The sequence below is a fragment of the Streptomyces sp. NPDC094143 genome, assembly GCF_040303825.1.
Lineage (GTDB): Bacteria > Actinomycetota > Actinomycetes > Streptomycetales > Streptomycetaceae > Streptomyces.
Genome location: NZ_JBEOTZ010000011.1, coordinates 132,351 through 156,108, shown reverse-complemented (window position 1 = coordinate 156,108; position 23,758 = coordinate 132,351). Strand labels below are relative to the sequence as shown.

General features: G+C 72.3%; 20 protein-coding genes and 1 riboswitch. Of the genes, 3 read left to right on the top strand and 17 right to left on the bottom strand.

The features are described 5' to 3' along the window. Window positions 1-195: 195 nt before the first annotated feature. The 6 genes from ABTZ58_RS17060 to ABTZ58_RS17035 form a co-directional block, all read right to left on the bottom strand. A complete protein-coding gene (locus ABTZ58_RS17060; RefSeq protein ID WP_351356509.1) occupies window positions 196-768 on the bottom strand; it encodes a GAF domain-containing protein in 573 nt (190 codons plus the stop codon). Between the two features lie 61 nt (window positions 769-829). Beyond that, the gene (locus tag ABTZ58_RS17055; RefSeq protein WP_351356506.1) at window positions 830-1,459 is read right to left on the bottom strand and encodes a GTP-binding protein; all 630 of its coding nucleotides are present in this window, start codon (window positions 1,457-1,459) and stop codon (window positions 830-832) included. Beyond that, complete coding sequence (locus ABTZ58_RS17050; RefSeq protein WP_351356712.1) at window positions 1,437-1,808, bottom strand: DUF742 domain-containing protein; 372 nt, start codon at window positions 1,806-1,808, stop codon at window positions 1,437-1,439. Before ABTZ58_RS17050 ends, ABTZ58_RS17055 begins: the two co-directional genes overlap by 23 nt. A gap of 2 nt (window positions 1,809-1,810) precedes the next feature. Then, complete coding sequence (locus ABTZ58_RS17045; RefSeq protein WP_351356503.1) at window positions 1,811-2,245, bottom strand: roadblock/LC7 domain-containing protein; 435 nt, start codon at window positions 2,243-2,245, stop codon at window positions 1,811-1,813. Window positions 2,246-2,313: 68 nt separating this feature from the next. Next, window positions 2,314-4,830 carry a sensor histidine kinase gene (locus ABTZ58_RS17040; RefSeq protein WP_351356500.1) on the bottom strand — a complete coding sequence of 839 codons (2,517 nt, stop codon included), beginning with the start codon at window positions 4,828-4,830 and terminating at the stop codon, window positions 2,314-2,316. A gap of 601 nt (window positions 4,831-5,431) precedes the next feature. After that, the gene (locus ABTZ58_RS17035) at window positions 5,432-6,700 is read right to left on the bottom strand and encodes an MBL fold metallo-hydrolase (RefSeq protein WP_351356497.1); all 1,269 of its coding nucleotides are present in this window, start codon (window positions 6,698-6,700) and stop codon (window positions 5,432-5,434) included. Between the two features lie 139 nt (window positions 6,701-6,839). Between ABTZ58_RS17035 and ABTZ58_RS17030 the strand changes: the two genes are divergently transcribed. Both ABTZ58_RS17030 and ABTZ58_RS17025 read left to right on the top strand, forming a co-directional pair. After that, a complete protein-coding gene (locus ABTZ58_RS17030; protein WP_351356494.1) occupies window positions 6,840-8,021 on the top strand; it encodes a Glu/Leu/Phe/Val dehydrogenase dimerization domain-containing protein in 1,182 nt (393 codons plus the stop codon). A gap of 53 nt (window positions 8,022-8,074) precedes the next feature. Next, a complete protein-coding gene (locus tag ABTZ58_RS17025) occupies window positions 8,075-8,704 on the top strand; it encodes a TetR/AcrR family transcriptional regulator (RefSeq protein ID WP_351356491.1) in 630 nt (209 codons plus the stop codon). Window positions 8,705-8,928: 224 nt separating this feature from the next. On the opposite strand, the gene ABTZ58_RS17020 is transcribed toward ABTZ58_RS17025, so the two are convergent. The 3 genes from ABTZ58_RS17020 to ABTZ58_RS17005 form a co-directional block, all read right to left on the bottom strand. Beyond that, window positions 8,929-9,714 (bottom strand): SGNH/GDSL hydrolase family protein, encoded by a 786-nt coding sequence (locus tag ABTZ58_RS17020; protein ID WP_351356709.1) that lies wholly within the window; start codon window positions 9,712-9,714, stop codon window positions 8,929-8,931. 455 nt (window positions 9,715-10,169) lie between these two features. After that, window positions 10,170-11,150 (bottom strand): M23 family metallopeptidase, encoded by a 981-nt coding sequence (locus ABTZ58_RS17010; RefSeq protein WP_351356488.1) that lies wholly within the window; start codon window positions 11,148-11,150, stop codon window positions 10,170-10,172. Window positions 11,151-11,154: 4 nt separating this feature from the next. Continuing rightward, window positions 11,155-11,310, bottom strand: a riboswitch (cyclic di-AMP (ydaO/yuaA leader). 317 nt (window positions 11,311-11,627) lie between these two features. After that, a complete protein-coding gene (locus ABTZ58_RS17005) occupies window positions 11,628-13,703 on the bottom strand; it encodes an alpha-galactosidase (RefSeq protein WP_351356485.1) in 2,076 nt (691 codons plus the stop codon). A 180-nt stretch (window positions 13,704-13,883) separates the two neighbouring features. Here ABTZ58_RS17005 and ABTZ58_RS17000 point away from each other — a divergent pair, with 180 nt between their 5' ends. Then, a complete protein-coding gene (locus ABTZ58_RS17000) occupies window positions 13,884-14,681 on the top strand; it encodes a tyrosine-protein phosphatase (RefSeq protein WP_351356482.1) in 798 nt (265 codons plus the stop codon). Between the two features lie 15 nt (window positions 14,682-14,696). On the opposite strand, the gene ABTZ58_RS16995 is transcribed toward ABTZ58_RS17000, so the two are convergent. The 8 genes from ABTZ58_RS16995 to shc all read right to left on the bottom strand — a co-directional run bounded on the left by ABTZ58_RS16995 (window position 14,697) and on the right by shc (window position 23,682). Then, complete coding sequence (locus ABTZ58_RS16995) at window positions 14,697-14,816, bottom strand: DUF6126 family protein (protein WP_351356479.1); 120 nt, start codon at window positions 14,814-14,816, stop codon at window positions 14,697-14,699. After that, window positions 14,813-15,454, bottom strand: a complete 642-nt coding sequence (locus tag ABTZ58_RS16990; RefSeq protein WP_351356476.1) for a helix-turn-helix domain-containing protein — start codon at window positions 15,452-15,454, stop codon at window positions 14,813-14,815. Before ABTZ58_RS16990 ends, ABTZ58_RS16995 begins: the two co-directional genes overlap by 4 nt. Before the next feature lie 66 nt (window positions 15,455-15,520). Then, entirely contained in the window at window positions 15,521-16,936 is a 1,416-nt protein-coding gene (locus ABTZ58_RS16985; RefSeq protein ID WP_351356472.1) for an aspartate aminotransferase family protein, read from the bottom strand. Then, on the bottom strand, window positions 16,933-18,828 hold the full coding sequence (gene dxs, locus ABTZ58_RS16980) for a 1-deoxy-D-xylulose-5-phosphate synthase (RefSeq protein ID WP_351356469.1): 1,896 nt from the start codon (window positions 18,826-18,828) through the stop codon (window positions 16,933-16,935). The genes ABTZ58_RS16985 and dxs overlap by 4 nt, the downstream gene beginning before the upstream one ends. Before the next feature lie 28 nt (window positions 18,829-18,856). Next, window positions 18,857-20,014 (bottom strand): flavodoxin-dependent (E)-4-hydroxy-3-methylbut-2-enyl-diphosphate synthase, encoded by a 1,158-nt coding sequence (ispG, locus tag ABTZ58_RS16975; RefSeq protein ID WP_351356466.1) that lies wholly within the window; start codon window positions 20,012-20,014, stop codon window positions 18,857-18,859. A gap of 4 nt (window positions 20,015-20,018) precedes the next feature. Then, complete coding sequence (gene hpnH, locus ABTZ58_RS16970) at window positions 20,019-21,041, bottom strand: adenosyl-hopene transferase HpnH (RefSeq protein ID WP_309093353.1); 1,023 nt, start codon at window positions 21,039-21,041, stop codon at window positions 20,019-20,021. Window positions 21,042-21,046: 5 nt separating this feature from the next. Continuing rightward, on the bottom strand, window positions 21,047-21,688 hold the full coding sequence (locus tag ABTZ58_RS16965) for a phosphorylase family protein (protein ID WP_351356462.1): 642 nt from the start codon (window positions 21,686-21,688) through the stop codon (window positions 21,047-21,049). Continuing rightward, a complete protein-coding gene (gene shc, locus ABTZ58_RS16960; RefSeq protein ID WP_351356459.1) occupies window positions 21,688-23,682 on the bottom strand; it encodes a squalene--hopene cyclase in 1,995 nt (664 codons plus the stop codon). Before shc ends, ABTZ58_RS16965 begins: the two co-directional genes overlap by 1 nt. Window positions 23,683-23,758 lie beyond the last annotated feature (76 nt).

The following is a 23,758-nucleotide window of genomic DNA, read 5'->3' as shown; positions in this document are numbered from 1 at the left end:
CTACGGCTCCTGGGGGTGAGTCCCGGCTCCGGGCATGCCGAACGAGCCCCTGGGCCGGGAGAGGAGTGGAATCGCACAGCAATCTGCCGTACGACGGCGCACCGGTCCATCGAGGTTTTCTTAAGCGCCGCCTCAGCTTTCCTTCACGCCTCGGCGGGAGCGGCCGGAGCCGCGGTGTTCCGAGCCGGGTGCGACTCACCAGGGCAGCAGGCCGCCCCCGCTCTCCAGGTGCATGACCAGCTCGGCGGCGTGTTCCTTGATGACCGTCAGGCCCGTCTTCCCCCACGGCCGCGGCCCGACGTCGGCGACGCTCACCGTGCCGAGCACCAGGCCCGTGCCGTCGATGAGCGGTGCCCCGAGGTAGGAGCGGATGCCGAACTCGTCGACCACCGGGTTGCCCGCGAACCGGGGGTAGTCGGCGACGTCCTCCAGGACCAGGGCCTTGCGGCGCGCCACCACATGGGGGCAGAAGCCGTGGTCGCGGGGCAGGGCACGGCCGAGGCACGCACCGGTGCCGTCGCTGCGCACCACCGGCGCCACGGCCGGCACGCACAGGCCGGCGTAGAACTGTCCGTGCTCGCCGGGGAAGTTGACCATGGCGTACGGCGCCCCGGTCAGCTGGGCGAGACGCTGGGCGAAGGCGTCGAGGGCGGGTTCGGGGCGCTCCCCCAGGCCCATCCCGCGCAGTCGGCGGGCGCGTGCGGGGGCCTCCTTGTCCTCGGGTGTGAGCAGCAGACGACCGGCCGGGCGCGGCGGGTCGTAGCTCATGGGCGTGCTCCCGGAGTGTGGGCATGTGTCATACAGGTTCTCCCTGACGGGTGTTGGGATGTCACATGTGGGCGCCGTACCCCGTCGGGGTGGCCGGCGTGTGGGCGATCAGGTGGCGCACCAGGGTCAGCAGGGTCTGGACCCCGGAGCTGGAGATCCGCGCGTCGCAGCACACCACGGGGACGTCGTCGGACAGGTCGAGGGCACCGCGCACCTCCTCGGGGTCGTAGCGGTAGGAGCCGTCGAACTCGTTGACGGCGACGATGAACTCGAGGCCGCGCTGCTCGAAGAAGTCCACGGCCGCGAAACACTCCTGCAGGCGGCGCGTGTCGGCGAGGATGACCGCCCCGAGCGCGCCCTCGCACAACTCGTCCCACATGAACCAGAACCGTTCCTGGCCGGGGGTCCCGAACAGGTACAGCACGTGTTCCGCGTCGAGCGTGATGCGGCCGAAGTCCATGGCCACGGTCGTCTCGACCTTGTTCTCGATGCCGTCGAGGTTGTCGGTCGCGGCGCTGACGGTGGTGAGCAGCTCCTCCGTGCTGAGCGGTGCGATCTCGCTGACCGCGCCGACGAAGGTCGTCTTGCCCACCCCGAACCCGCCCGCCACCAGGATCTTCAGCGCGGTCGGGAAGGGATCGGCGCCACGGTCGGCGCGGTCGGCGTAGTCAGAGCTGTCGTCGTAGTCCATCGAGCACTGCCTCCAGAAGAGCCCGGTCCGTCGGGTTGTGGTGGAACGCGGGGGGCTTGGTCGTCAACGCCCGGCAGTCGACGAGGTCCGCCAGCAGCACCTTGGTGACGGCCACCGGCAGTTTGAGATGGGCGGCGACCTCGGCGACCGCGACGGGCACGCGGCACCGTTCGAGCGCCTGCGCGTGTTCGGGGCCGAGATAGCCGAGGGGGGTCGCCCCGGTGGCCATCACCTGCGACATGAGGTCGAGCGCGACGGTGGGACGGGTGCGGCCGTTGCTGACCGTGAACGGCCGCACCAGCCGCCCGGCCGCTTCGTCGAGCCAGGGCCCGTCGCCGGCCGCCGTCACGCTCAAGCCCTCATCGCCGGGGATTCGACGGACTGCTGGCGGGGAGCGGTCACCAGGTACGGCCGGACGCTCTTGACCAGCATCGCCATCTCGTAGCCGAGCACGGCCGCGTCGGCCTCGCGGCCGGCGAGCACGGCCAGACAGGTGCCGGAACCGGCTGTGGTGACGAACAACAGGGTCGAGGCGAGCTCGACGACGACCTGCCGCACGTCGCCGCCGTCGCCGAAGCGGACTCCGGCGCTGCGGCCGAGGGAGTACAGGCCGGAGGCCAGGGCGGCCATGTGGTCGGCGCTGTCCGGGTCCAGGCCGTGCACGGATTTCACGAGCCCGTCGCAGGACAGCAGCACCGCGGCACTCGTGTGCGGTACGCGCTGCACGAGGCCGCTCATCAGCCAGTCGAGATCGGATACGTGGGCGGTCGGCGCATCGCTCGCCATGGTGGATCGACTCCTTGGGGTACGAAGGTCTGCGGGAGCGCTGGGGGTGGGGGTGGTAACGGGGGTGGTCATCCGGCGGGTGCGCTCCCGTCGTGCCGGGTGGTGGTGCGGTCGGGGCGGGACACGTCCCGGTCGGCCGGGGTGGTCGAGGACGTCAGCCCGGTCGGGTACGAGCCCCGGTGGGACGGCCGCAGAGGGATCGGGTCCCTGGGGACGGCCTCTGCGTGCGCCGGGTCCACGTGGGTCGGCTCCATGTGGGTCGGCTCCACGTGGGGGGACGCCGTGTGCGTTGGCTCCGTGTGCGTTGGCTCCGTGTGCGGGAGCGTCGTGTGCGGGGACGCCGTGTGCGTTGGCTCCGTGTGCGGGGGCGCCGCGTGCGGAGGCGCCGCGTGCGGAGGCGCCGCGTGCGGAGGCGCCGCGTGCGGAGGCGCCGCGTGCGGAGGCGCCGCGTGCGGAGGCGCCGCGTGCGCGGAATCCATGTGGGGGGAGTCCACGTGGGGAGAATCCATGTGGGGGGAATCCACGGGCTCGGACGACGCCGTACGCGAGGGCTCCGCGGGTGCGGTCGCCGTGCTCGTCGACTCCACGTGGCCCGGCTCCATACGGCTCGGCCCCATGTGGCCTCGCTCCATGTGGCCTCGCTCCATGGGTGCCGTCTCCCTGGATTCGGCCTCCATGTGCTGCTGGGCCTCGGCGAGGCTGATGCCGCGCTGGAAGGCCGCCATCAGACCAGGGTCGTGGCCGACGAGGACCTCGGAGTCCTGGCGCGGCACCGGGCCGTCGCGCAACTGCGGCGCGATGTGCTCCTGGGCGCGGCGGCGGGGCAGTTGGGGCTTGCCCATGGTGCCGCGCACGGCGCCGTTGCGAGGGGTGGGCATCGCGGTCACGTTCTCCGCGAGGACGCGCCGGTCGTCGTCGCTGATGCCGGGCCGGGCCTCGGCGGGGGTGGGCCGCTCACGATGGGCACCGCGCACCGGCAGCGGCGCGGGCCGTCCGGTGACCCGGCCCTCCGGGCCCGGTTCGGGCGCGTGATGCCTGCCACGCGGTGCGGCGGGGATTCCGCTCGGAGCCGGGGGCCACGCGTCGGACACGGCCCTGCTCGCCGACGGCGCCCCGGACTCGGCCCCGGTGCCGGACCCGGCGCCGATCTCCGGAGCGAACCCCATGACCGACGAGGGGGCGGGCGGGAACCCGGGCACCACGCCCGCACCCGCACCCGCACCCGCACCCGGAGCCGGAGCCTGCGCGCCGGACGCGCCCGCGCACAGGGAGCCCTCCCCCGCTCCGCCTCCGAAACCGGCACCGGCACCGGCCGATGCCCGCCCGTCCCGTCCGTCCTGCCCCGTGCCCCCGGCCGGAGACGCCCCGGCCTCCGCCCCCAGCAGCGCCTGCGGCACGACGAGCACCGCCTGCACCCCGCCGTAGATGTTGCTCTGCAGACGGACGGTGATGCCGTGCCGCCGGGCCAGCTGCGATACCACGTACAGGCCGATGCGGCCGTCCGCGAGGAGCCGCGCGACGTTCACCTGGTCGGGGTCGGCGAGCAGTGCGTTCATCCGCGTCTGCTCCTCCAGCGGCATGCCGAGCCCACGGTCCTCGACCTCGACGGCGAGCCCGGAGGTGACGAGGTTGGCGCGGAGCAGCACCTGGGTGTGCGGAGCGGAGAACACCGTGGCGTTCTCGGCGAGTTCGGCCAGCAGGTGGATGACGTCGGCGACGGCGTGACCGCGCAGGGTTCCGTCGATCGGCGGGACGAGTTTGACCCGCGAGTACTGCTCGACCTCGGCGATGGCCGAGCGCAGCACCTCGGTCATGGAGACCGGGTTGCTCCACTGGCGGCGGGAGACGGCTCCTCCCAGCACGGCGAGGTTCTCGGCGTGGCGGCGGATGCGCGTGGCGAGGTGGTCGACGTGGAAGAGCCCCTTGAGCAGATCGGGGTCCTCCATCTCGTTCTCCAGCTCGTCGAGGATGGAGATCTCGCGGTGCACCAGCGACTGCAGGCGCCGCGCGAGGTTGACGAACACTTCGAGCTTCTGTTCGCTGCCCGCCTGGCTGGAGAGCTGCGCGGCCTGGACGACGGCGGTGACGGCACCGTCGTGCGCCCGGGCCAGGTCGCCCGCGAGGAGATCGAGGTCGTCGGCGTCCTCGTCGGTGCCGGCGCGCCGGCTGTGCGGGGTGTGCTGCGGGGGCCCGTCGCCCCGGCGCAGCGTCTCGACCAGGGTGCGCAGATCGGCCTCGCGGCGTGCGGTGGCGCGGCGCAGCACGCCGATGCGGTCGTGCACGGAGCGGGCGGCGCGGTCCGCGGCCACCGCGGCGACGGCGATGCCCACCAGGGTCACGAAGACGGCTCCGCCGAGCACGGCCCACAGGGTCGGTCCCGGCCGCGCTCCGGTGGACCGGACCGTGAAGAGGACGGCGGCACAGCCGCTCAGGGCGACGGCGACCGGCGGCAGGACGGCGAGACGCAGCAGCTGGGGCCGTATGTGGGTCTCGGGCAGCGCGGGGGCGGTGCGGGCGGCGGGCCGCCCGTGCCGCGCGCCCTCACGGCGGTCCGCTCGTGCGGCCGGGGCGCGGAGGTGAGACATCGGTGTCCTCGTACTGGTCCGTCGGGCCTTGGTGCCAGGGGAGTTCGCGGAGGCGCGCCCGGGCTCCCGCGGCCGCTTCCGCGCGCCCCGGTCCATCCGCCCGGAATCCCTACGCGTCGTCCGCCCGGATTCCCCTCGCGTCGTCCACCCGGATTCCCCTCGCGTCGTCCGCCCGGACTCTCCCCGTGGCCGCGCGTCGGCTCCCCGGACCGGTTCGGCCGGCTGCCGAGGGCCGGGGGCCGGGGCGGCGCCCGGGCCGGTCTCGGTGGCGCGCGGGCAGCGGGGATCGTCCTCGCGTCGGCTCCCTCGTCCACCTTGCGCCTGCACGTGCCGGCCCCCGCTCCCTGATCCGCCCTGCTTCCGACGGCCACTGACAGTAGTCGCCAGCGCATCATGTGCGGTGGGCAGTTGACAAACTCATACGGTGAGCGTCCCGCTCTGGTATGAGGCCTCGTACGACAGACCGATAACCTCGCCGCCGAACTCGTCGCGAACGGTAAGGGTTCGATCGGACCTGGTCAGCACTGGTCATACATAGACAGCGAGGGCCGGGGAGCATCTCGCTCCCCGGCCCTCGCCGTCGCCTCGCACGCGTCCCGGGTCAGCCCGCCGGGAGCGCTTCGGAGCCTTCGGTGCCCTTGGCCGCACCCCTCCGGCCGTCACTCAGCGTATCGGCCTGGGCCATGGCTGCCGCGTCTGACGCGGTCCTGATCGCGGCGTCGGTGACGGCCTGCCCGGCCCGTGGGGTGCCGCCCGCCGGTGTGCGCGCCACCCCACGCCACCACGGCTCGGACGGGATGGTCCCGGCCGTGGGCTCGAAGGGCTCGCCCGGGCGGGGCAGGGCGATCCGGGCGCCCACCGCGGCGGCGGCCGAGCGGGTCCCCTCGCCCGGTTCCGCCCAGGGGTGCGTGGCCAGATTGAAGGTGGCCCAGTGGATCGGCAGCATCGGGCCCCCTTCCGGCCCGCCCTGGAGGTCGAGGTGGGCGCGCATGCCCTCTTCCGGGGTCATGTGGATGTCGGGCCAGAAGTCGGAGTAGGCGCCGATCTGGATCATCGTGGCGTCGAACGGCCCGTGCTCCGCCCCGATCTCCTTGAAGCCCCCGAAGTAGCCGGTGTCCCCGCTGTGGTAGACCCGGTGCCCGTCGCCGGCGACCACCCAGGAGGCCCACAGGGTGTGCTGGGTGTTGCGCAGGCCCCGGCCGCAGAAGTGCCGGGCCGGGGTGGCGGTGAGGGTGAGGCCGGCGACCTTGGTCGACTCGTGCCAGTCCAGTTCGCGCAGCCGGTCGGCGGGGACGCCCCAGTGCTCCAGGTGCGCCCCGACGCCGAGCGGCACGGCGAACAGCGTGTCCGTGCCGGCCAGGGCCTTGATGCTGGGCAGGTCCAGGTGGTCGTAGTGGTCGTGCGAGATGACGACGACGTCGACCGGGCCGAGTGCGGCCAGCGGCAGGGGCACCGGGTGCAGGCGCTTGGGACCGGCGAAGGGGAACGGGGAGCAGCGTTCGCCCCACACCGGGTCGAACAGCACGCGCCGGCCGTCGATCTCCGCGAGCACGCTGGAGTGCCCCATCCAGGTCAGCCGCAGGCCGGTGGCAGGGGGCCGGGAGATGTCGGCGAGGGTGGTGGTGTGCACCGGCACCGGGCCCCGCGGGGCGCGGCGGGGCCGGGTGTCCTTGTCGAAGAAGACCTTCGCGAAGTCCAGGGTCGAGCCCGAGGGCCGGGTCCGCGCGGGGCCGCCGGGGTTCTGGAAGACCCCGTCCTTGAAGTGGGGCGATCTGCGGATGCGCGCCATGCGCTCACCGCGCGGGTCCGCGCCGAACGCTGCGGGCCGCAGGGTGCGGAGCCCGGCGCTCAGGGGACGGAAACCGGCCACGGTACCTCCAGGTGGAATCGGTCAGGCTTTCCATTATGGTCGGCCCCTCCGGCACCACCGGGGCGCAGGGGTCCCTCCGGGCGCGATACTGACCGATGATTCAGTAACCCCCCGAACACCTTGCGAAGGAGATCCCCCCATGGCGGCCGGCCCCCTGCTGTCCCTCACCTGGACCGACCACGTCACCGGCCGGCAGGGCTTCCTGGTCGTCGACCGGCTGGTGCGCGGCGTCGCCAGCGGCGGACTGCGGATGCGCCCCGGCTGCACGCTGGACGAGGTCACCGGTCTGGCCCGCGGCATGACAATGAAGGAGGCCCTGCACTACGACCCGGCGAGCCGCTGCGTCCCGCTCGGCGGCGCCAAGGGCGGCATCGACTGCGACCCGCGCGACCCCGGGGCGTACCCGCTGCTGGTGCGCTACCTGCGCGCGATGCGGCCGTACGTCGAGAGCATGTGGACGACGGGCGAGGACCTCGGGCTCTCCCAGGACACGGTGGACCGGGCCGTCGCCGAGGCGGGGCTGGTCTCCTCCATCCAGGCCGTGTATCCGCTGCTGGACGACGAGGCCGGGGCACGCCGACAGCTGGCGGACGCCTTCGCCGTCGAGGTGGACGGCATCGGGCTCGACGAACTGGCCGGCGGCTGCGGCGTCGCCGAGGCGGCCCTCACGGCGCTGGACCGGGCCGGTGTGCCGCACCGGGGGACCCGGGTCGCCCTCCAGGGGCTGGGCACCATGGGCGGTGCCACCGCACGCTTCCTGTCGCGGGCGGGGCTCAGGATCGTGGCGGTCGCCGATCTCAAGGGCACGATCGCCAACCCGGCCGGACTCGACGTCGGGGCACTGCTCGCCGCGCGGGACGCCCACGGCACGGTGGACCGCTCCGCGCTGCGGCCAGGCGACGTGGAGCTGCCCGGTGACGCCTGGCTGTCGGCCGACGCTGAGGTGCTGGTGCCGGCGGCGGTGTCGTACGCCGTCGACGCCGAGAACCAGCGGCACATCACGGCCCGCTGGATCGTCGAGGCGGCCAGCATGCCGGTACGGCCGGAGGCGGAGCTGCTGCTGGCCGGCCGCGGGGTGAGCGTGCTGCCGGACGTGGTGGTCAACTCCGGGACCAACGCCTGGTGGTGGTGGACGCTGTTCGGGGAGGTCGGCGCCGACGCCGAGGAGGCGTTCGCGTACACGCGCCGCTCGATGCGGGCCCTGGTCGAGCTGATGCTCACCCGCGCGGGGACCGACGGGACGACACCGCGCGCGGCGGCCCACGCGATCGCCACCGACCGGCTGCCGGTGATCGCGCAGCGGTACGGCTGCTACCGCTGAGGCAGGCCGGATCCGCACGTCGGCGAGACCGAGCGCGTGGGTAGGGTGACGGCGTGACGAGAGTCCGGTTGAGCGTGGCGGAGCGGCGCGGGGAACTGCTGCGGGCCGCCGTCGAGCAGATCGAGGCCCGGGGCGTGGCCGCGGTCAGGATCGCCGACGTGGCCTCGGCGCTCGGGGTGAGCAACGCGCTGGTGCTCTACCACTTCTCGTCCAAGGAGCAGTTGGTCGCGGCGGCGTTCCGCCATGCGGCCGAGGCCGACCTCGCGCACCTGCGCAAGCTGCTGGGCCGCCGCACGTCGGCGCTGCGGCGGCTGCGGTCGGCGGTCCGCTGGTACGCCCCGACCGGCCAGGCCAAGGGCTGGCGGCTGTGGATCGAGGGCTGGGCGGCGGCCCCGCGCGAGCCGGTGCTGCGGGAGGTCACGCAGAACCTCGACCGCCAGTGGAAGGCCGCGCTCGCGGAGGTCATCGCGGAGGGCGTGGCGGCGGGCGAGTTCCACTGCCCGGACCCGCAGGCCACGGCCCTGCGCCTCACCGCGTTCCTCGACGGCCTGGCCGTCCGGCTGACGTCCTACCCCGGCGCGATCCCCCGAGCCTGGGCCCAGCAGTGGACGGAGGAGGCCCTGACCCGCGAACTGGGCCTGGAGTCGGTTCCTTTGACCCCGCCGATGAGCAACCCGGCGTAGGACCGCCCAGGCGGCACGCGAGCCCGCAGCCACGCGAAGGACCACCCGCACCCGCCGGACGGCGCGAGGGAACGTGTCGGGGGGGTCCGCCCGCAGCGGTTGGCGCGTCAGCGGACAGTGAGTCGGTACGACACTCCATCGCGCCGTTGCGAGGACGGACACCCCCTTGCGCGGCCCCGACCCACCACCCACGGTCAGGCGAAGACGCGCAACCCGCTACGCCCTCACGCCACAGCGGCGATCCGCATCCGGATGTCCGCCGGCGACAACGCCCCCTTGGCCGTCACCTGGTCCCCGGAGGACTCCCCCCGCAGCCGTCGCCCGATCCACGGCACCAGGAACTCCCGCGCCCACTGCACGTCGTCGCGCCGGACCTCCAGCGTGCCGCGCGGCGGCAGCGGCGGCCAGGGCTGCTCGGGATCGGCCGGCACGTCGAGACCGAGCACCTGCCCCGCGCGGAGCGCCACGCGCGTGTGCCCCTCGGGCGACAGGTGCAGCCGGTCGGCGTCCCAGGCCCGGCGGTCCTGCACACTGCGCAGGGACCACAGGTCGAGCACCGGGCAGCCGTACCGGTCGGCGATGGCCCGGACATGGCCGTTGTACGTGGCGATCTTGCCGCGCAGATGCTTGAGCACGGGCACGCCACGCGTGTCGAACCCGGTCGTCACCAGCACCGTCCCGGCCACCGCGGTGAGCCGCGCCAGCGCCCGCTCGAAGCGCTCGGCCACCTCGTCCGGGTCGGTGCCGGGCCGGATGATGTCGTTGCCCCCGGCGCAGAACGACACGAGGTCCGGGGCCATCTCGATGGCCCGCGGAACCTGGTCCGCCACGATCTGGTCGAGGAGTTTCCCGCGCACGGCGAGGTTGGTGTACTGGAAGTCGCCCTCGGGCCGGAGGTCGGCGAGCAGGACGGCGAACCGGTCGGCCCAGCCGACGAACGCCCCGTCGGGGCCGGGATCACCGACGCCCTCGGTGAAGCTGTCCCCCACCGCCACGTACGACCCGATCACTGCTCTGCTGTCACTCTTCGAATCGTCTGCCACAGCCGCTCATGATTCACCCTCGAATGTGACCTACGCGACCGTAGGAAAGAGTTGACGGGCGGTGAGATAAGCCACTCCTGAAGTGTTCCCCAATTCCGGAATAGCCGACGCGTCAGGGGTGTTGCCGGGTGAATCGCCAGCGGCGCCAATCACAACACCACGACCCGGCTGCGCCGCTGCGTCGGCGGACCCGGGGTCCGGCCGCTGGTCTTCGGCTACACCGAGCCGCTGCTGGTCGGATCACTGTGTCCCGACTGCCGCCCCCAGTCGACCCCATGGGCCGATCAGGGAACGCGCACACCGAAGGCCGGACCCCGGGGATCGGGGTCCGGCCTTCGGTGACGTGTCAGGAGTCAGCCGTGCCTGCCATGTCAGGCATGTCAGCGTGTCAGGCCATGCCGGGCAGCTGGTGGCGCGGTCGGTCAGCCGACGGAGACGCCGTGGGAGCGCAGGAAGGCGACCGGGTCCACGTCCGAGCCGTAGCCCGGGGCGGTGCGGATCTCGAAGTGCAGGTGCGGTCCGGTGACGTTGCCGGTGGCGCCGGACAGGCCGACCTGCTGCCCGGCCGTCACGGTCTGGCCGGCCGAGACGGACAGCTGGGACAGGTGGGCGTACTGGGCGTAGTGGCCGTCGTTCAGCTTGATGACGACCTGGTTGCCGTACGCGCCGCCCCACCCGGCGGAGACGACCGTGCCCGCGCCGACGGCCTTGAGGGAGGTGCCGGTCGGGACGACGAAGTCGACGCCGGTGTGGTAGCCGCTGGACCACATGCTGCCGGACATGCGGTACGGGGTGCCGACGATGGCGCCGTCCACCGGCGAGCTGTAACCGCCGGCGTTGCTCTGGGCGGCCGGCTTGGCGGCGGCCGGCTTGGCGGCGGCCGGCTTCGCTGCGGCCGGCTTCGCCGCGGTCTCCGTCCCGGCGGACGATCCGGCGGACGAGGACTTCGCGGACTTCTCCGCGGACTCCTTCTCCGCCTTCCCGGCCGAGGCCTTTGGCGCGGACGGCGCGGACGCCTCGGGGGCGCTCGCGGCGGCCTTCTTGCCGAGGGTGAGCTTCAGGCCCGGGTGGATCAGCGACGGGTCGTCGCCGACGGCGTCCCGGTTGTCGGAGTAGAGCTTCTTCCAGCCGCCGCTGACGTTCTGGTCGTCGGCGATCTTCGCGAGATAGTCGCCGGCCTTCACCGTGTAGGTGCGCGCGCCGGTGCCCTTTTCCGCGGCCTTCTTCTCGGCGGCCGGGGCGGCCTGGACGGCCTTTTCCGGAGCCGACTGCGGGGTGGCGGCGTGGGCGCCGGCGGCCCCCATGAGGGGAAGGGCGAGAGCGGCTCCACCGGTTCCGGCGACGGCGATGGAGCGGGTGAAACGCTGGGTCTTGGGGCGGCGGTGCTTACCCTTCGCGGGCATGACGAATTCCTCTCCGTCGCCTGCGAGGTGAGCTGTCGGGTGCGGGCTGGAGATGCCCGGCCGCGCCAAGGCGCGGCTTAACCCCAAGCCCGTTCCGGGAACCGGAACAGGCGTCTTACCTGTGGGTCCCCCGCTCCTGCCGTACGTCGGGTCAGTGTGTGCGGGCTCCGGGCGGCGGCAGGATTAGGCGTCCGTCCGGATTGGTGTGGAACGTAAGCGACCAGGACGCGACGGGACAAGCTTGGGGTTGCCTGTGAAGGCGTTTTCCTCGACGCGTCGGCACATTTCCCGTCACCGAGCGTGGATTGCGGATCTCCGGATTTCCTCAATCGCCCTGAATAACGCGTTGATTACGTGCACATGGCGACAACGCATCGTCACGAATATGACGATGGTCACGCACCCCGGCCCCATCTCCTCTACGACCGGGGCACGTTATGACGAAGCGACTGAAGCACCTTATTCGGACAAGAAGGGCTACTTCCGCTTAAGGTGGACCACGGCGGCGTCCAGATCTCCGCGCAGACCGACCCGCAGCCCGTGGTGCAGCAGGACGGCCCCTCGATGCAGTTCGCCCGTTTCGAGGCATTCGTACGTCGCCGCCGGATCCACCCCACGCAGCCGGAGCGCCGGCACGGGCTCGCCGTAGCGCTGCGCCTGGAGCCAGGCGAGGACCACGGTCTCGTCACCGAGGACGTACTGCACGGCGCTCAGTCCGCCCTCCGGGGGCCGCAGCCGATGGAGGTCACCGCGCTGCACCACGGGGCGGATCTCCTTGTAGCGCCCCACCCACTCCCGCGCCTCGGCGAGCTCCTCCTCCGTCCACTTCGTGAGGTCGCCGCCGACCCCGAGCACCCCGGCCATGGCGCTGACGAACCGGAACCGCAGGGAACTGGCCCGGTGGTTGAGCATGGCGTTCGGACTGTCGGTGACCCAGGCGGCCATCACGCGCGCGGGGTGGATCTGGCTGAAGCCGTGCTGGATGGCGAGCCGGTCGAGCGGATCGGTGTTGTCGGAGGTCCACACCTGGTCCGTACGGCTCAGCACGCCGAGGTCGATCCGGCCGCCGCCGCCCGAGCAGGACTCGAAGGCCACGCCCGGGTGGGCGGCCCGCAACCGGTCCAACAGGGCGTACAGGGCGCGGACGTGGTCGACCCAGAGCCGCTGCGGGTAGGGGTCGCCGGGCCAGCCGGCGTCGGTGAAGCAGCGGTTGAAGTCCCACTTGACGTAGTCGATCGGGGCGCTGGAGAGGAGCCCGTCGAGCTGCTCCCACAGGTACTCCTGGACGTCCTCCCGGGCCAGGTTCAGTACGAGCTGATTGCGGAACTCAGTCCGGTTTCGTCCTGGTTGGTACTGCACCCAGTCCGGGTGGGCGCGGTACAGGTCGCTGTCCGGGTTCACCATCTCGGGCTCGACCCAGATGCCGAACCGCATGCCGAGGCCGTGCACATGGTCGGCGAGCGGCTTCAGCCCGCCGGGGAAGCGGTCGGGGTTGGGCGTCCAGTCGCCGAGCCCCGCCCGGTCGCTGGTGCGTGCCCCGAACCAGCCGTCGTCGACGACGAACAGCTCGACCCCCAGGGCGGCGGCCCGCTCGGCGAGCGCCCGCTGCCGCTCCTCGGAGATGTCGAACTCGGTGGCCTCCCAGGAGTTGAACAGCACCGGCCGGTCCTGCCCGGCGTCCGGGATCACGTACGCCCGCTGGTAGGCGTGCCAGGCGCGGCTCGCCCCGCCGAAGCCGCCGTCGCTCCACAGCCCGGCGAAGACGGGGGTCGTGTACGACTCGCCCGTGCCCAGCGTCAGCAGGCCCGAGTCGTCGTGGCCGGCGCCGCCGGTGATCTGCACGCGCGCGTCGGGGAGCCGCGCCACGGAGATCCGCCAGGAGCCGGACCAGCCCAGGGCGCAGCCGTAGACCTCGCCGTGCTCCTCGGTCGCGCCGGTGTCGAGGGCGACCCAGGGCAGATGCTGGTGTCCGGTGTGGCCGCGCCGGCTGCCGATCACCTTCTCGCCGTAGGTCAGTTCGGAGCGCACCAGCCGGGACTCGGCGCCCCAGCGGCCGTGCAGCTGGGACAGCCGCCAGGTGTCGCGGTCGGGCAGGGTCCAGGTGGCGGAGTCGGCGCGCAGCACCTCGGCCTGCGGTCCCCGGTTGTCCAGGGTCACCCAGCGCTCGACGACGTCCGAGGAGGGGCGCATCCGGTAGTGCAGGGTGACGGTCAGGCCGTCGTCACGGAAGCGCAGGCGCAGCTCGCCGTCCTCGGTGTCGTGCCCCTCGTGGACCCACTCGGTGCCGCGCCGCCCGGCGGTGCGCACGGACAGGGCGGGGTGGACGAACCGGGGGCCGCCCTCGGCCGGGTACTCCTCGCGGCCGTCGAGCGGGGACTCGAACGGCCAGTACTCCGGCAGCGGGCGCGCGGCGAGGGCCTCGGCGTCGGCGAGCGCGATCCGGGGGCCCCAGTGCAGGTGCAGCAGTTCATGCCGGTCGGTGACATGGAGGGCGTAGCTGCTGGCCGGCCCGGAGAGCACCCATGTACGACCGTCCTCGGAGATGTCCAGCATCGAGCCCTCACAGATTCGAACAAGCGCGACCAGGTGCGATCAAGCAGCAACATCATCGAGTGCCGCGGGCGCTTCGGGCAACGCCTGTGGACGACTCATTGCCCCTGGCAGGCATGTCGTATGGTCGAGTGGTGCCCGTCGGCGAGCCCGCGTCGGCGGCGCCGATGGGGAGGAGCCCAGGTGACACAGCAGGTCCCGTCGACCGAGCCCGAGCTGGCCGGAGTGCGCAACTTCCGCGACGTGGGCGGACTGCCGACCGTGGACGGACGGCGGGTGCGGCAGGGCGTGCTGTTCCGCAGCGGCCACCTGGCGCACGCGACCGGGGAGGACGCCGCCTTCCTGGCCACGCTGGGTCTGCACACGGTCTTCGACTTCCGCAACGCCGCCGACCAGAAGCTCGAAGGCCCGGACATCGACCTGCCGGGCGTGCGCAATGTGAACCTGCCGCTGAGCGACCCGGCCGACGGCGCCGAGTTCTGGAGGATGGTCCGCGACGGCGACCTGGACCAGCTGCGCGCGATCCTCGCGGACGGCAAGGGCGCGGACCGGATGATCGCGTCCTACCGCATGATCATCAAGGACCGCACCGCGGAGCACTCCCGGGTGCTGCACGCGCTCGCCGAGGACAGCGTCCCCGCGCTGATGCACTGCGCGGCGGGCAAGGACCGCGCGGGCCTGTCCATCGCGGTGACGCTGCTCGCCCTGGGCGTCGAGCGGGACGCCATCGTCGAGGACTACCTGAAGTCGAACGCCAAGCACCGCCGCTACAAGGTGCACCGCAGCAGCTCGCACGCCTCGGCCTACTCCCCCGAGGTCATGGAGCTGCTCAGCCCGCTGTTCGACGCGCGCGCCGAGTACCTGACGGCCGCCTTCGACACCATCGAGGAGACCTGGGGCGGCGTCGACCCCTACCTGGAGAAGGGGCTGAAGCTCTCCTCGCAAACCCGGGAGCGGCTGCGCGAGCGGCTCCTGGACTGAGGCACCGCCCGGCGGCTACTTGGCGCCCACCTCGAACAGCAGGTAGACGAACGCGGCGAAGACGTGCCCCAGGACGAGGTAGACGAACAGCCGCACCCACAGGGCGCGGGGGAACTTGTCCTCTATGTCGCTCATGACGCGTCTCCGGAGGCCGGCCCCAGGCACAGGGCGGCCGTGGGGCTCTGCAGCAGGGTGTGGACGAACAGCAGGTCGACGCCGTCGTGGTCCTCGGCGGCGATACGGTGCGGGGTGAGCGAGTCGAAGTGGGCGCTGTCGCCGGCCGCCAGCCGGTGCGTGGTGTCCCCCAGGCGCAGCCGAAGCCGGCCCCGCAGGACGTGCAGCCACTCCTCGCCGGGGTGGACGCGCACGATGTCGCCCTGGGAGCCGTACGGGACGTGGACCCGCAGGGCCTGCATCCCGCGGCCGGAGGCGCCGGCCTGCCAGTACGTCCAGCCGCCCGCAGCGGTGGGTTCCATGTCGGCCGCGCGCACGACGGCGTCCCGGCCGGCGACGGTCTCACCGAGCAGCTCGGAGACGGTCGTACCGTAGACGCGGGCGAGCGTGAGCAGCATCGGCAGCGAGGGCTGGCGCTGCCCGGTCTCCAGGCGGGAGAGGTGGGCGGGCGAAAGTCCGGCGGCGCGGGCCGCGGCCTCCAGGGTCAGGGAGGCCTGGCGCCGCAGGGCCCGCAGCTGCGGCGCGACCGCGGGCAGCGCACCGGCCGGGTCGGCCGGCGAGTCGGCCCCGGGGGGCCGCTCGGTCTCGGGGGAGCTCATGGCTCCATTCAGCCGAAGTGTTGCCTCAGCGGCAAATTTTTTGCCCCTGAGGCAAGAGGGGCCGTCTCACCGGTTGGCGACCGCCTGCTTGACGAGCGTCTTGCCGAAGTCCCACACCAGTCCGCCGTTGTGGGCGTCGTCCATCACGGCCGTGAACGCGTCGACGAACCGGTCCACCTCCCGCTCCCCGATGATCAGCGGCGGGATCAGCTTGATCACCTCCATATGGTCACCGGAGACCTGGGTGAGGATCCGGTGCCGCTGCAGCAGCGGTACGACCACCATCTGCGCGAACAGTCCCTTGCGCGCGGCCTGGAGCATGGTCCACCGGCTGCGCAGCTTCAGTGACTTCGGCCGGCCGAACTCGATGCCGATCATCAGGCCCCGGCCGCGGACGTCGGCGAGCATCTCGTACCGGTCCGTCAGCGCCGCGAGCCGGGTTTTCAGCCGCTCCCCCGTGGCCCGGACGCCTGCGACGATCTGCTCGTTCTCCATCACCGACAGCACGGCGAGACCCGCCGCCATGGCCTGCGCGTTCGAGCCGAAGCTCGCCGAGTGGACCAGCACCCGGTCCATGGACGAGTAGACCTTCCTGAAGATCCAGTCCTTGCCGAGCGTGGCGCCGACCGGCACGTAGCCGCCGGACAGCGCCTTGGCCACGCACACCAGGTCGGGTTCCACCCCGTCCTCGTGCTGGTAGCCGTAGAAGTCGCCGGTGCGGCCGAGGCCCGTCTGCACCTCGTCGGCGATGAGCAGCGCCTTGTGCCGGTGCAGCAGCTCCTGGGCGGCGAGCAGGTATCCCGGCGGGGCCTGCAGCACGCCCTTGCCCTGGATGGGCTCGACGATCAGGGCGGCGACGTCGCCCTTGCGCAGCTCCCGCTCCAGCGCGTCGAGGTCGCCGAGCGGCACGGCCGTGTCGGGCAGCAGCGGGGCGAAGCCGTCGCGGAAGGCGGACTCGCCGTTGACGGAGAGGGAGCCGGTGGTCAGGCCGTGGAAGGCGTGCGCGCAGTACAGGACCCTGGGACGGCCGGTGGCGAACCGGGCGAACTTCAGGGCGCCCTCGACGGCCTCGGTGCCGCTGTTGCCGAAGAACACACGGTCCAGGTGCGGGCTGTGCGCGAGCAGCTTCTCCGCCAGCAGGCCGGGCAGCGGCTGGCAGTCGAACCGGGTGAGGTCGGCGAGAGAGGCGTCCAGCACGTCGTGCAGCGCCTTGCGGATCACGGGGTGGTGGCGGCCGAGCCCCATCACTCCGAACCCGGCGAGCATGTCCAGGTAGTCGTTGCCGTCCGCGTCGTAGAAGTAGGCGCCCTCGGCGCGCTCGTAGACCTTGTCGAAGCCGATGGTGTGCAGCATGCGCGGGAGCTGGTGGTTGAGGTACCGGGTGTGCAGCTCGTAGCGCTCGGGCCCGCGCTCGGCCAGCAGCCTGCCGAGGTCGAACTCTGCGGCCCGCGACGACTCCGACGCGGATTCGGCGGTTGTCATTCCTGTGGCTCCTTGGACAGCTCTTCCTTGACGGTGAGGCTCGCGCTGATCCGTCCGGCGATCTCGACGGGCGTCAGGCCGATGTCGGCGAGCACCTCGGCGCGCTTGGCGTGCGCGAGGAACTGCTCCGGGATGCCGAACCGCCGTACGGGCACGTCGACTTCGGCGTCTCCGAGGGCCAGTGCCACGGCCGAGCCGACCCCGGCGGCCCGGCTGTTGTCCTCGACGACGGCGACCATGCGGTGCTCGGCGGCGAGTGCGGGCAGTGCCGGGTCGACGGGCTTGACCCAGCGCGGGTCGACGACGGTGCAGCCGATGCCGCGGGCTTCCAGCAGCTCGGCGGCCTGGAGGCAGACGGACGCCATCACGCCCACGGCCACCAGCAGCACCCGCGGCTCGGGCGCACGGTGCAGCACGTCCAGTCCGCCCACGCGGTCGACGGCGGGGATGTCCGGGCCCACCGACTCCTTCGGGAAACGCACCAGGGTCGGCGCGTCGTCGACGGCGACCGCCTCGCGCAGCTGGGCCCGCAGCTGCTCCGCGTCGCGCGGCGCGGCGATGCGCAGGCCCGGGACGACCTGGAGGACGGACAGGTCCCACATGCCGTTGTGGGAGGCCCCGTCGACGCCGGTGACGCCGGCCCGGTCCAGGACGAAGGTCACCCCGCAGCGGTGCAGGGCCACGTCCATCAGGAGCTGGTCGAAGGCGCGGTTGAGGAAGGTGGCGTAGACGGCGACGACCGGGTGCAGGCCGCCCGTCGCCAGCCCTGCCGCGGAGACGGCCGCGTGCTGCTCGGCGATCCCGACGTCCCACACCCGGTCCGGGAACCGCTCGGCGAACCGGCCGAGACCCACCGGGTGCAGCATGGCGGCGGTTATCGCCACGACGTCCGCGCGCTCCTCGCCGATCCGGACCATCTCGTCGCCGAACACGGACGTCCAGGACGGGCCGCCGGCGGGCGAGAGGGGCGCGCAGGTCAGCGGGTCCATCACGCCGACGGTGTGGAAGTGGTCCTCCTCGTGCGCGAGGGCGGGTTCGTAGCCGCGGCCCTTCTCCGTGAGGCAGTGCACGAGGACCGGCCCGTGGAAGCGCTTGGCGCGGCGCAGCGCGGACTCCACGGCCCCGATGTCGTGTCCGTCGATCGGGCCGACGTACTTCAGTCCCAGGTCCTCGAAGAGGCCCTGGGGGGCGAACGCGTCCTTGAAGCCCTTCTTGGCGCCGTGCAGGGCCTCGTAGAGGGTGGTGCCGACCAGCGGGGTGGCCTGGAGCACGTCCTTGCCCCAGGCGAGGACCCGTTCGTAGCCGTCGGTGGTGCGCAGCGTCGCGAGGTGGTCGGCGAGGCCGCCGATGGTCGGCGCGTAGGAGCGCTCGTTGTCGTTGACGACGATGATCAGCGGACGGTTCTTCGCGGCCGCGATGTTGTTCAGGGCCTCCCAGGCCATGCCGCCGGTGAGGGCGCCGTCGCCGATGACCGCGACGACGTGCCCCTTCTCCCCCTGCACCTGCCGGGCCTTGGCGAGGCCGTCGGCCCAGCCGAGCGCCGTGGAGGCGTGGCTGTTCTCGATGACGTCGTGCTCGGACTCCTCGCGCGAGGGGTAGCCGGACAGGCCGCCCTTGCCGCGCAGCTTGGAGAAGTCCTGGCGTCCGGTCAGCAGCTTGTGGACGTAGCTCTGGTGGCCGGTGTCCCACAGGATGCGGTCGGCCGGCGACTCGAAGACCCGGTGCAGGGCGACGGTCAGTTCGACCACGCCCAGGTTGGGTCCCAGATGGCCGCCGGTTCTGGCGACCGCGTGCACCAGGAACTCCCTGATCTCGTCGGACAGTTCCCCCAGTTCGGCCTCGGACAGCGCCTTCAGGTCGCGTGGTCCCCGGATGCTCTCCAGAATCGTCACGCTCGGGCCCCCTTCGGTTCCGTGCTGCTCAGCTCACGGTGACGGCCGGCTCCCCCGGCCCCACGCCGTCCTGCTCCATCTGCTCGGCGAGCTTCATCGCCTCTTCGATCAGCGTCTCGACGATCCTCGTCTCGGGGACGGTCGTGACGACCTCGCCCCTGACGAAGATCTGCCCCTTGCCGTTGCCGGAGGCCACCCCCAGATCGGCCTCCCGCGCCTCGCCGGGCCCGTTGACCACGCACCCCATGACGGCGACGCGCAGCGGCACCTCCATGCCCTCCAGCCCGGTCGTGACCTCCTCGGCCAGCCTGTACACATCGACCTGGGCGCGTCCGCAGGAGGGGCAGGAGACGATCTCCAGCCGGCGTTCCCTGAGCCCCAGCGACTGCAGGATCTGGATGCCGACCTTGACCTCCTCGACCGGCGGCGCGCTCAGCGACACCCGGATCGTGTCGCCGATGCCCCGCGACAGCAGCGCCCCGAACGCCACCGCCGACTTGATCGTGCCCTGGAACGCGGGGCCGGCCTCGGTCACGCCGAGGTGCAGCGGGTAGTCGCACTGCTCGGCGAGCTGCCGGTAGGCCTCGATCATCACGACCGGGTCGTTGTGCTTGACGGAGATCTTGAGGTCGCGGAAGTCGTGCTCCTCGAACAGCGAGGCCTCCCACAACGCGCTCTCCACCAGCGCCTCCGGGGTGGCCCTGCCGTACTTCTGCAGCAGCCTGCGGTCCAGCGATCCGGCGTTGACGCCGATCCTGATCGGGGTGCCGTGGTCCTTGGCCGCCCGGGCGATCTCCTTGATGCGGTCGTCGAACTCCTTGATGTTGCCCGGGTTGACGCGGACGGCGGCGCAGCCCGCCTCGATGGCCGCGAACACGTACTTCGGCTGGAAGTGGATGTCGGCGATCACCGGGATCTGCGACTTGCGGGCGATGGTCGCCAGCGCGTCAGCGTCGTCCTGCGTGGGACAGGCGACCCGGACGATCTGGCAGCCGGACGCGGTGAGTTCGGCGATCTGCTGCAACGTGGCGCCGACGTCCGAGGTGCGGGTCGTCGTCATCGACTGCACCGACACCGGGGCCCCGCCCCCGACCGGCACCGGACCGACCTGGATCCGCCGCGACACGCGCCGCTGGGCGACCGGCCGGAGGGGCACCTCGGGGACGCCCAGCTCGATGGCCGTCACGTCCTCACTCCCGGTTCCCGGAGACCGTCTCGCGCATGGCGCGCAGGGACTCCTTCAACGAGCCCATGGTGGCGAGGACGGCGGTGGGCTCGTAGCCGCAGTGCGCCATGCAGTTGGCGCAGCGCGGGTCCTTGCCGCGGCCGTACTTGTCCCAGTCGGTCTCCTCGACCAGCTCCCGGTAGGTCGGCACGTACCCGTCGCTCATCAGGTAGCAGGGGCGCTGCCAGCCGAAGAGGGAGTAGTTCGGGATCGCCCACGCCGTGCACGGGAAGTCGACCTTGCCCTCCAGGAAGTCCAGGAAGAGCGGGGAGTGGTTGAGCCGCCAGCGTCGCCGGTTGCCGCCCGCGAAGGCCTTCTTGAACAGCTCCCGGGTCTGCTCCACGCCGAGGAAGTGCTCCTGGTCGGGGGCCTTCTCGTAGGCGTAGGCGGGGGAGATCATCATCTCGTCGACCTGGAGGTCGTCGTTGAGGAAGTTCAGCACCTCGACGATGGTCTGCGGGGTGTCGGTGTTGAAGAAGGTGGAGTTGGTGGTGACCCGGAAGCCGCGCCGCTTGGCCTCCTTGATCGCCTCCACCGCCTCGTCGAACACGCCTTCCTTGGCCACGGACTCGTCGTGCCGCTCGCGCAGTCCGTCGATGTGCACCGCGAAGGCGAAGTAGGGCGACGGCGTGAACTTGTCCATCTTCTTGCGCAGCAGCATGGCGTTGGTGCAGAGGAAGACGTATTTGCGCTTGGCCACGAGCTGACGCACGATCTCGTCGATCTGCGGATGCATCAGCGGCTCGCCGCCGGCGATGGACACCATGGGGGCGCCGGACTCCATGACCGCCCCCACCGCCTGGGCGACCGGCATCCGCTGTTTGAGCACCCCGGCCGGGTGCTGGATCTTGCCGCAGCCCTCGCACTTGAGGTTGCAGGCGAACAGCGGCTCCAACTCGACGATCAGGGGGAACTTGTCCCGCCGCCGGAGCTTCTGTTCAGCCAAGTACGTAGCGACCTTGATGGACTGTCGGAGCGGCATGGCCATCTGGCTCACCTCCTGGGGAGCAGCAAGGAACGGTGCCATTCGAAGAAAGCGGGAAGGACCGAGCGAAGAACACGGAAAGCTGATATTCCACCGCGCACCGTGCCGATCCGGACGAGCTCATGTTCAGGAGCGTCCACGACCACCCGGACGGCCGCAACCGGGCGCTCGCCCGCGCGCACGGCGCTCAGGAGCGTGGCCGCCGACTCCATGTCGACGGCGATCGCGCCGGTCGCGAGCAGGGCGGACCGCTCGTGGCCGCGCACGACGTGGTCGGAGCCGGTCAGCGGCCCGGTGTGCACGGTCCGCCCGGGCGCCGCCCGGCCCAGCTCCTCGACCAGCAGTTCCGTCCCGACGCAGGGGGTCGTCGAGCGTGGGTCGCGGGTCTCCTCGGCGACCACCAGGTCACCGGGGTGCATGCCGGGCGCGAGCCCCGCGCAGAAGCCGGTGGCCAGCACGGCGGCGTCGCGCAGCGCCGGGTCGGCCAGCACCCGCGTCACGGCCCGCTCGGCCGCCGCCGGTCCCATGCCGGTCCGCAGCACGGTGACCGGACCGCCGGCGCCGCCCCGCCCGCCGGCGCGCAGGGCGAACTGCTCGATGCCGAGCGCGCAGGCGATCAGCAGCGGGGCCGGGGCGGGCCGTGCCCCCATCAGTTCCCCTTGACCCGGTCGGCGAAGGGCTCTCCGTGGAGGTACCGGCCGAGCGCCGTCAGCGGGAACACCTGGCGGTAGAGGTGGTAGTTGATCGAGAAGTCCCAGGGGAAGCCGGTGCCGGTGAAGTAGGGCTCGTCCCAGGAGCCGTCCTCCCGCTGGGTGGCGGCGAGCCACGCGACGCCGCGTTCGACGGTCTTGGAGTTCCGCTCGCCCGCCGCGAGCAGCGCCATCAGCGCCCAGGCCGTCTGGGAGGCGGTCGAGGCACCCCTGCCGCTCCACCGCGCGATGTCCTGGTAGGAGCGCAGGTCCTCGCCCCAGCCGCCGTCGTCGTTCTGCACCGACTCCAGCCAGGCCACCGCCCGCCGGATCGCCGGGTGCGCGGCGGGGATGCCGGCCGCGACCAGGGCCGGGACGACGGACCCGGTGCCGTAGACGTAGTTGACGCCCCAACGCCCGAACCAGGAACCGTCCGGCTCCTGTTCGGCCAGCAGCCACTCGATGCCGCGCCGGGTGCGCGAGTCGTGGGCGAGGCCCTCGACGGCGAGCATCTCGACGACGTGCGCGGTGACGTCGGCGGAGGGCGGGTCGATGACCTCGCCGAAGTCGCAGAACGGCAGCCGGTTGGGGAAGGGGCTGGTGTTGTCGACGTCGAAGGCGGCCCACGCCCCGTTCCTCGACTGCATCCCGAGCGTCCAGCGCAGGCCCCGGCCGATGGCACGGTCGACCCGCTCCGGGTCGTGGTGGGCGATCCGGCGCAGCGCGAGGATCACCTCGGCGGTGTCGTCGATGTCGGGGTAGTTGTCATTGTGGAACTCGAACGCCCACCCTCCGGGCGGCAGTTGGGGCCGCCGCACCGACCAGTCACCGGGCCGGACGATCTCCTCGCCCAGCATCCAGTCGGCCGCCTTCACCAACTGCGGGTGGTCGGCGGGCAGCCCGGCGTCGACCAGCGCGATCGCGGCGAGGCAGGTGTCCCACACCGGCGACTGGCAGGCCTCGATCATCCGGGCCCCGTCCTCGCGCCACACGGCGAACCGGTCGAGGGACGCGAGCCCTGCGCGCATCACGGGGTGCTGGAGGTCGTAGCCGAGCAGGTGCAGGGCGATGATCGAGTACACGGCCGGAGGCTGGATGCCGCCCCAGCAGCCGTCGTTCTCCTGCCGTTCGATGATCCAGCGGGCGGCGCTTCTCATGGCGGCCTCGCGGAGTCTGCGCGGAGCGACCTTCCGCAGGGCGTGCAGGCCCCGGTCCATCCGCTGGAAGGCTCCGTCCCAACTGAGCGGAGACGCGAGGGGTTTGGCCGGGTTCGGCTGCCGCGGGTCGGTGTGCAGCTCGTCGAGCGGGAAGGGGGCAGGGCGGACCGGGCGCTTCGCGGAGACGACCGTCAGCGGGACGATGGTCTGGCGGGCCCAGCAGCCGAAGTCGTAGATGTTGAGCGGCACCCACGTGGGGAAGAAGATGAGCTCCGGCGGGAGTTCGGGCAGGTCCTCCCACTTCCACCAGCCGAACAGGGCCAGCCAGATGCGGGTGAAGACCCGGGCGGCGGCGATGCCGCCCCGCGCGCGGATCCAGGCGGAGGCCTTCGCCATGTGCGGGGCGTCGGGCGCGTCCCCGGCCAGGCGGAGGGCGACGTAGGCCTCGATGGTGGCGGAGAGTTCGCCGGGGCCGCCGTAGAAGGTGGCCCAGGTGCCGTCCGCGCGCTGCTCGCCGCGGATGAAGAGCGCGGCGGCCTGCGTGGTCTTCTCGTCGCGGATGCCGAGGAACTGGCGGAGCAGCAGGTCCTCGGCGTCCATCGTGACGTTGGTCTCGAGGTCGCCCTTCCACCAGCCCTGGGCGTCCTGGCGGGAGAGCAGGAAGTCGGTGGCGCGCCGGGCGGCGCGGGCGGCGGCTTCGGGTACCCCGGCCGCCCCGGGGGTGTCCGTGTCGGTGTCGCTGGCCGCGGCGGCGCGGGGTGGCAGGGCCCCGGTGCTTCCGTCGGTCGTCGCTGTCATGGCTTCCCCTTCGTGCAGTGGTGCAAGGTGTGCAGCTGCTGTGGGTCCGCCGTCGGCCGGTGCTCCGTGCTGGCTC

Excerpts from the sequence above, each read along its gene's own strand:
- ABTZ58_RS17010 (WP_351356488.1), bottom strand. The coding sequence starts at position 11,150 with ATGCCCGCGAAGGGTAAGCACCGCCGCCCCAAGACCCAGCGTTTCACC.
- ABTZ58_RS17055 (WP_351356506.1), bottom strand. The coding sequence starts at position 1,459 with ATGGACTACGACGACAGCTCTGACTACGCCGACCGCGCCGACCGTGGC.
- hpnH (WP_309093353.1), bottom strand. The coding sequence starts at position 21,041 with ATGGCCATGCCGCTCCGACAGTCCATCAAGGTCGCTACGTACTTGGCT.
- ABTZ58_RS17005 (WP_351356485.1), bottom strand. The coding sequence starts at position 13,703 with ATGCTGGACATCTCCGAGGACGGTCGTACATGGGTGCTCTCCGGGCCG.
- ABTZ58_RS16965 (WP_351356462.1), bottom strand. The coding sequence starts at position 21,688 with ATGGGGGCACGGCCCGCCCCGGCCCCGCTGCTGATCGCCTGCGCGCTC.
- shc (WP_351356459.1), bottom strand. The coding sequence starts at position 23,682 with ATGACAGCGACGACCGACGGAAGCACCGGGGCCCTGCCACCCCGCGCC.
- ABTZ58_RS17060 (WP_351356509.1), bottom strand. The coding sequence starts at position 768 with ATGAGCTACGACCCGCCGCGCCCGGCCGGTCGTCTGCTGCTCACACCC.
- ABTZ58_RS16995 (WP_351356479.1), bottom strand. The coding sequence starts at position 14,816 with ATGAGCGACATAGAGGACAAGTTCCCCCGCGCCCTGTGGGTGCGGCTG.
- ABTZ58_RS17045 (WP_351356503.1), bottom strand. The coding sequence starts at position 2,245 with ATGGCGAGCGATGCGCCGACCGCCCACGTATCCGATCTCGACTGGCTG.
- ABTZ58_RS17030 (WP_351356494.1), top strand. The coding sequence starts at position 6,840 with ATGGCGGCCGGCCCCCTGCTGTCCCTCACCTGGACCGACCACGTCACC.
- ABTZ58_RS16990 (WP_351356476.1), bottom strand. The coding sequence starts at position 15,454 with ATGAGCTCCCCCGAGACCGAGCGGCCCCCCGGGGCCGACTCGCCGGCC.
- ABTZ58_RS16985 (WP_351356472.1), bottom strand. The coding sequence starts at position 16,936 with ATGACAACCGCCGAATCCGCGTCGGAGTCGTCGCGGGCCGCAGAGTTC.
- ABTZ58_RS17040 (WP_351356500.1), bottom strand. The coding sequence starts at position 4,830 with ATGTCTCACCTCCGCGCCCCGGCCGCACGAGCGGACCGCCGTGAGGGC.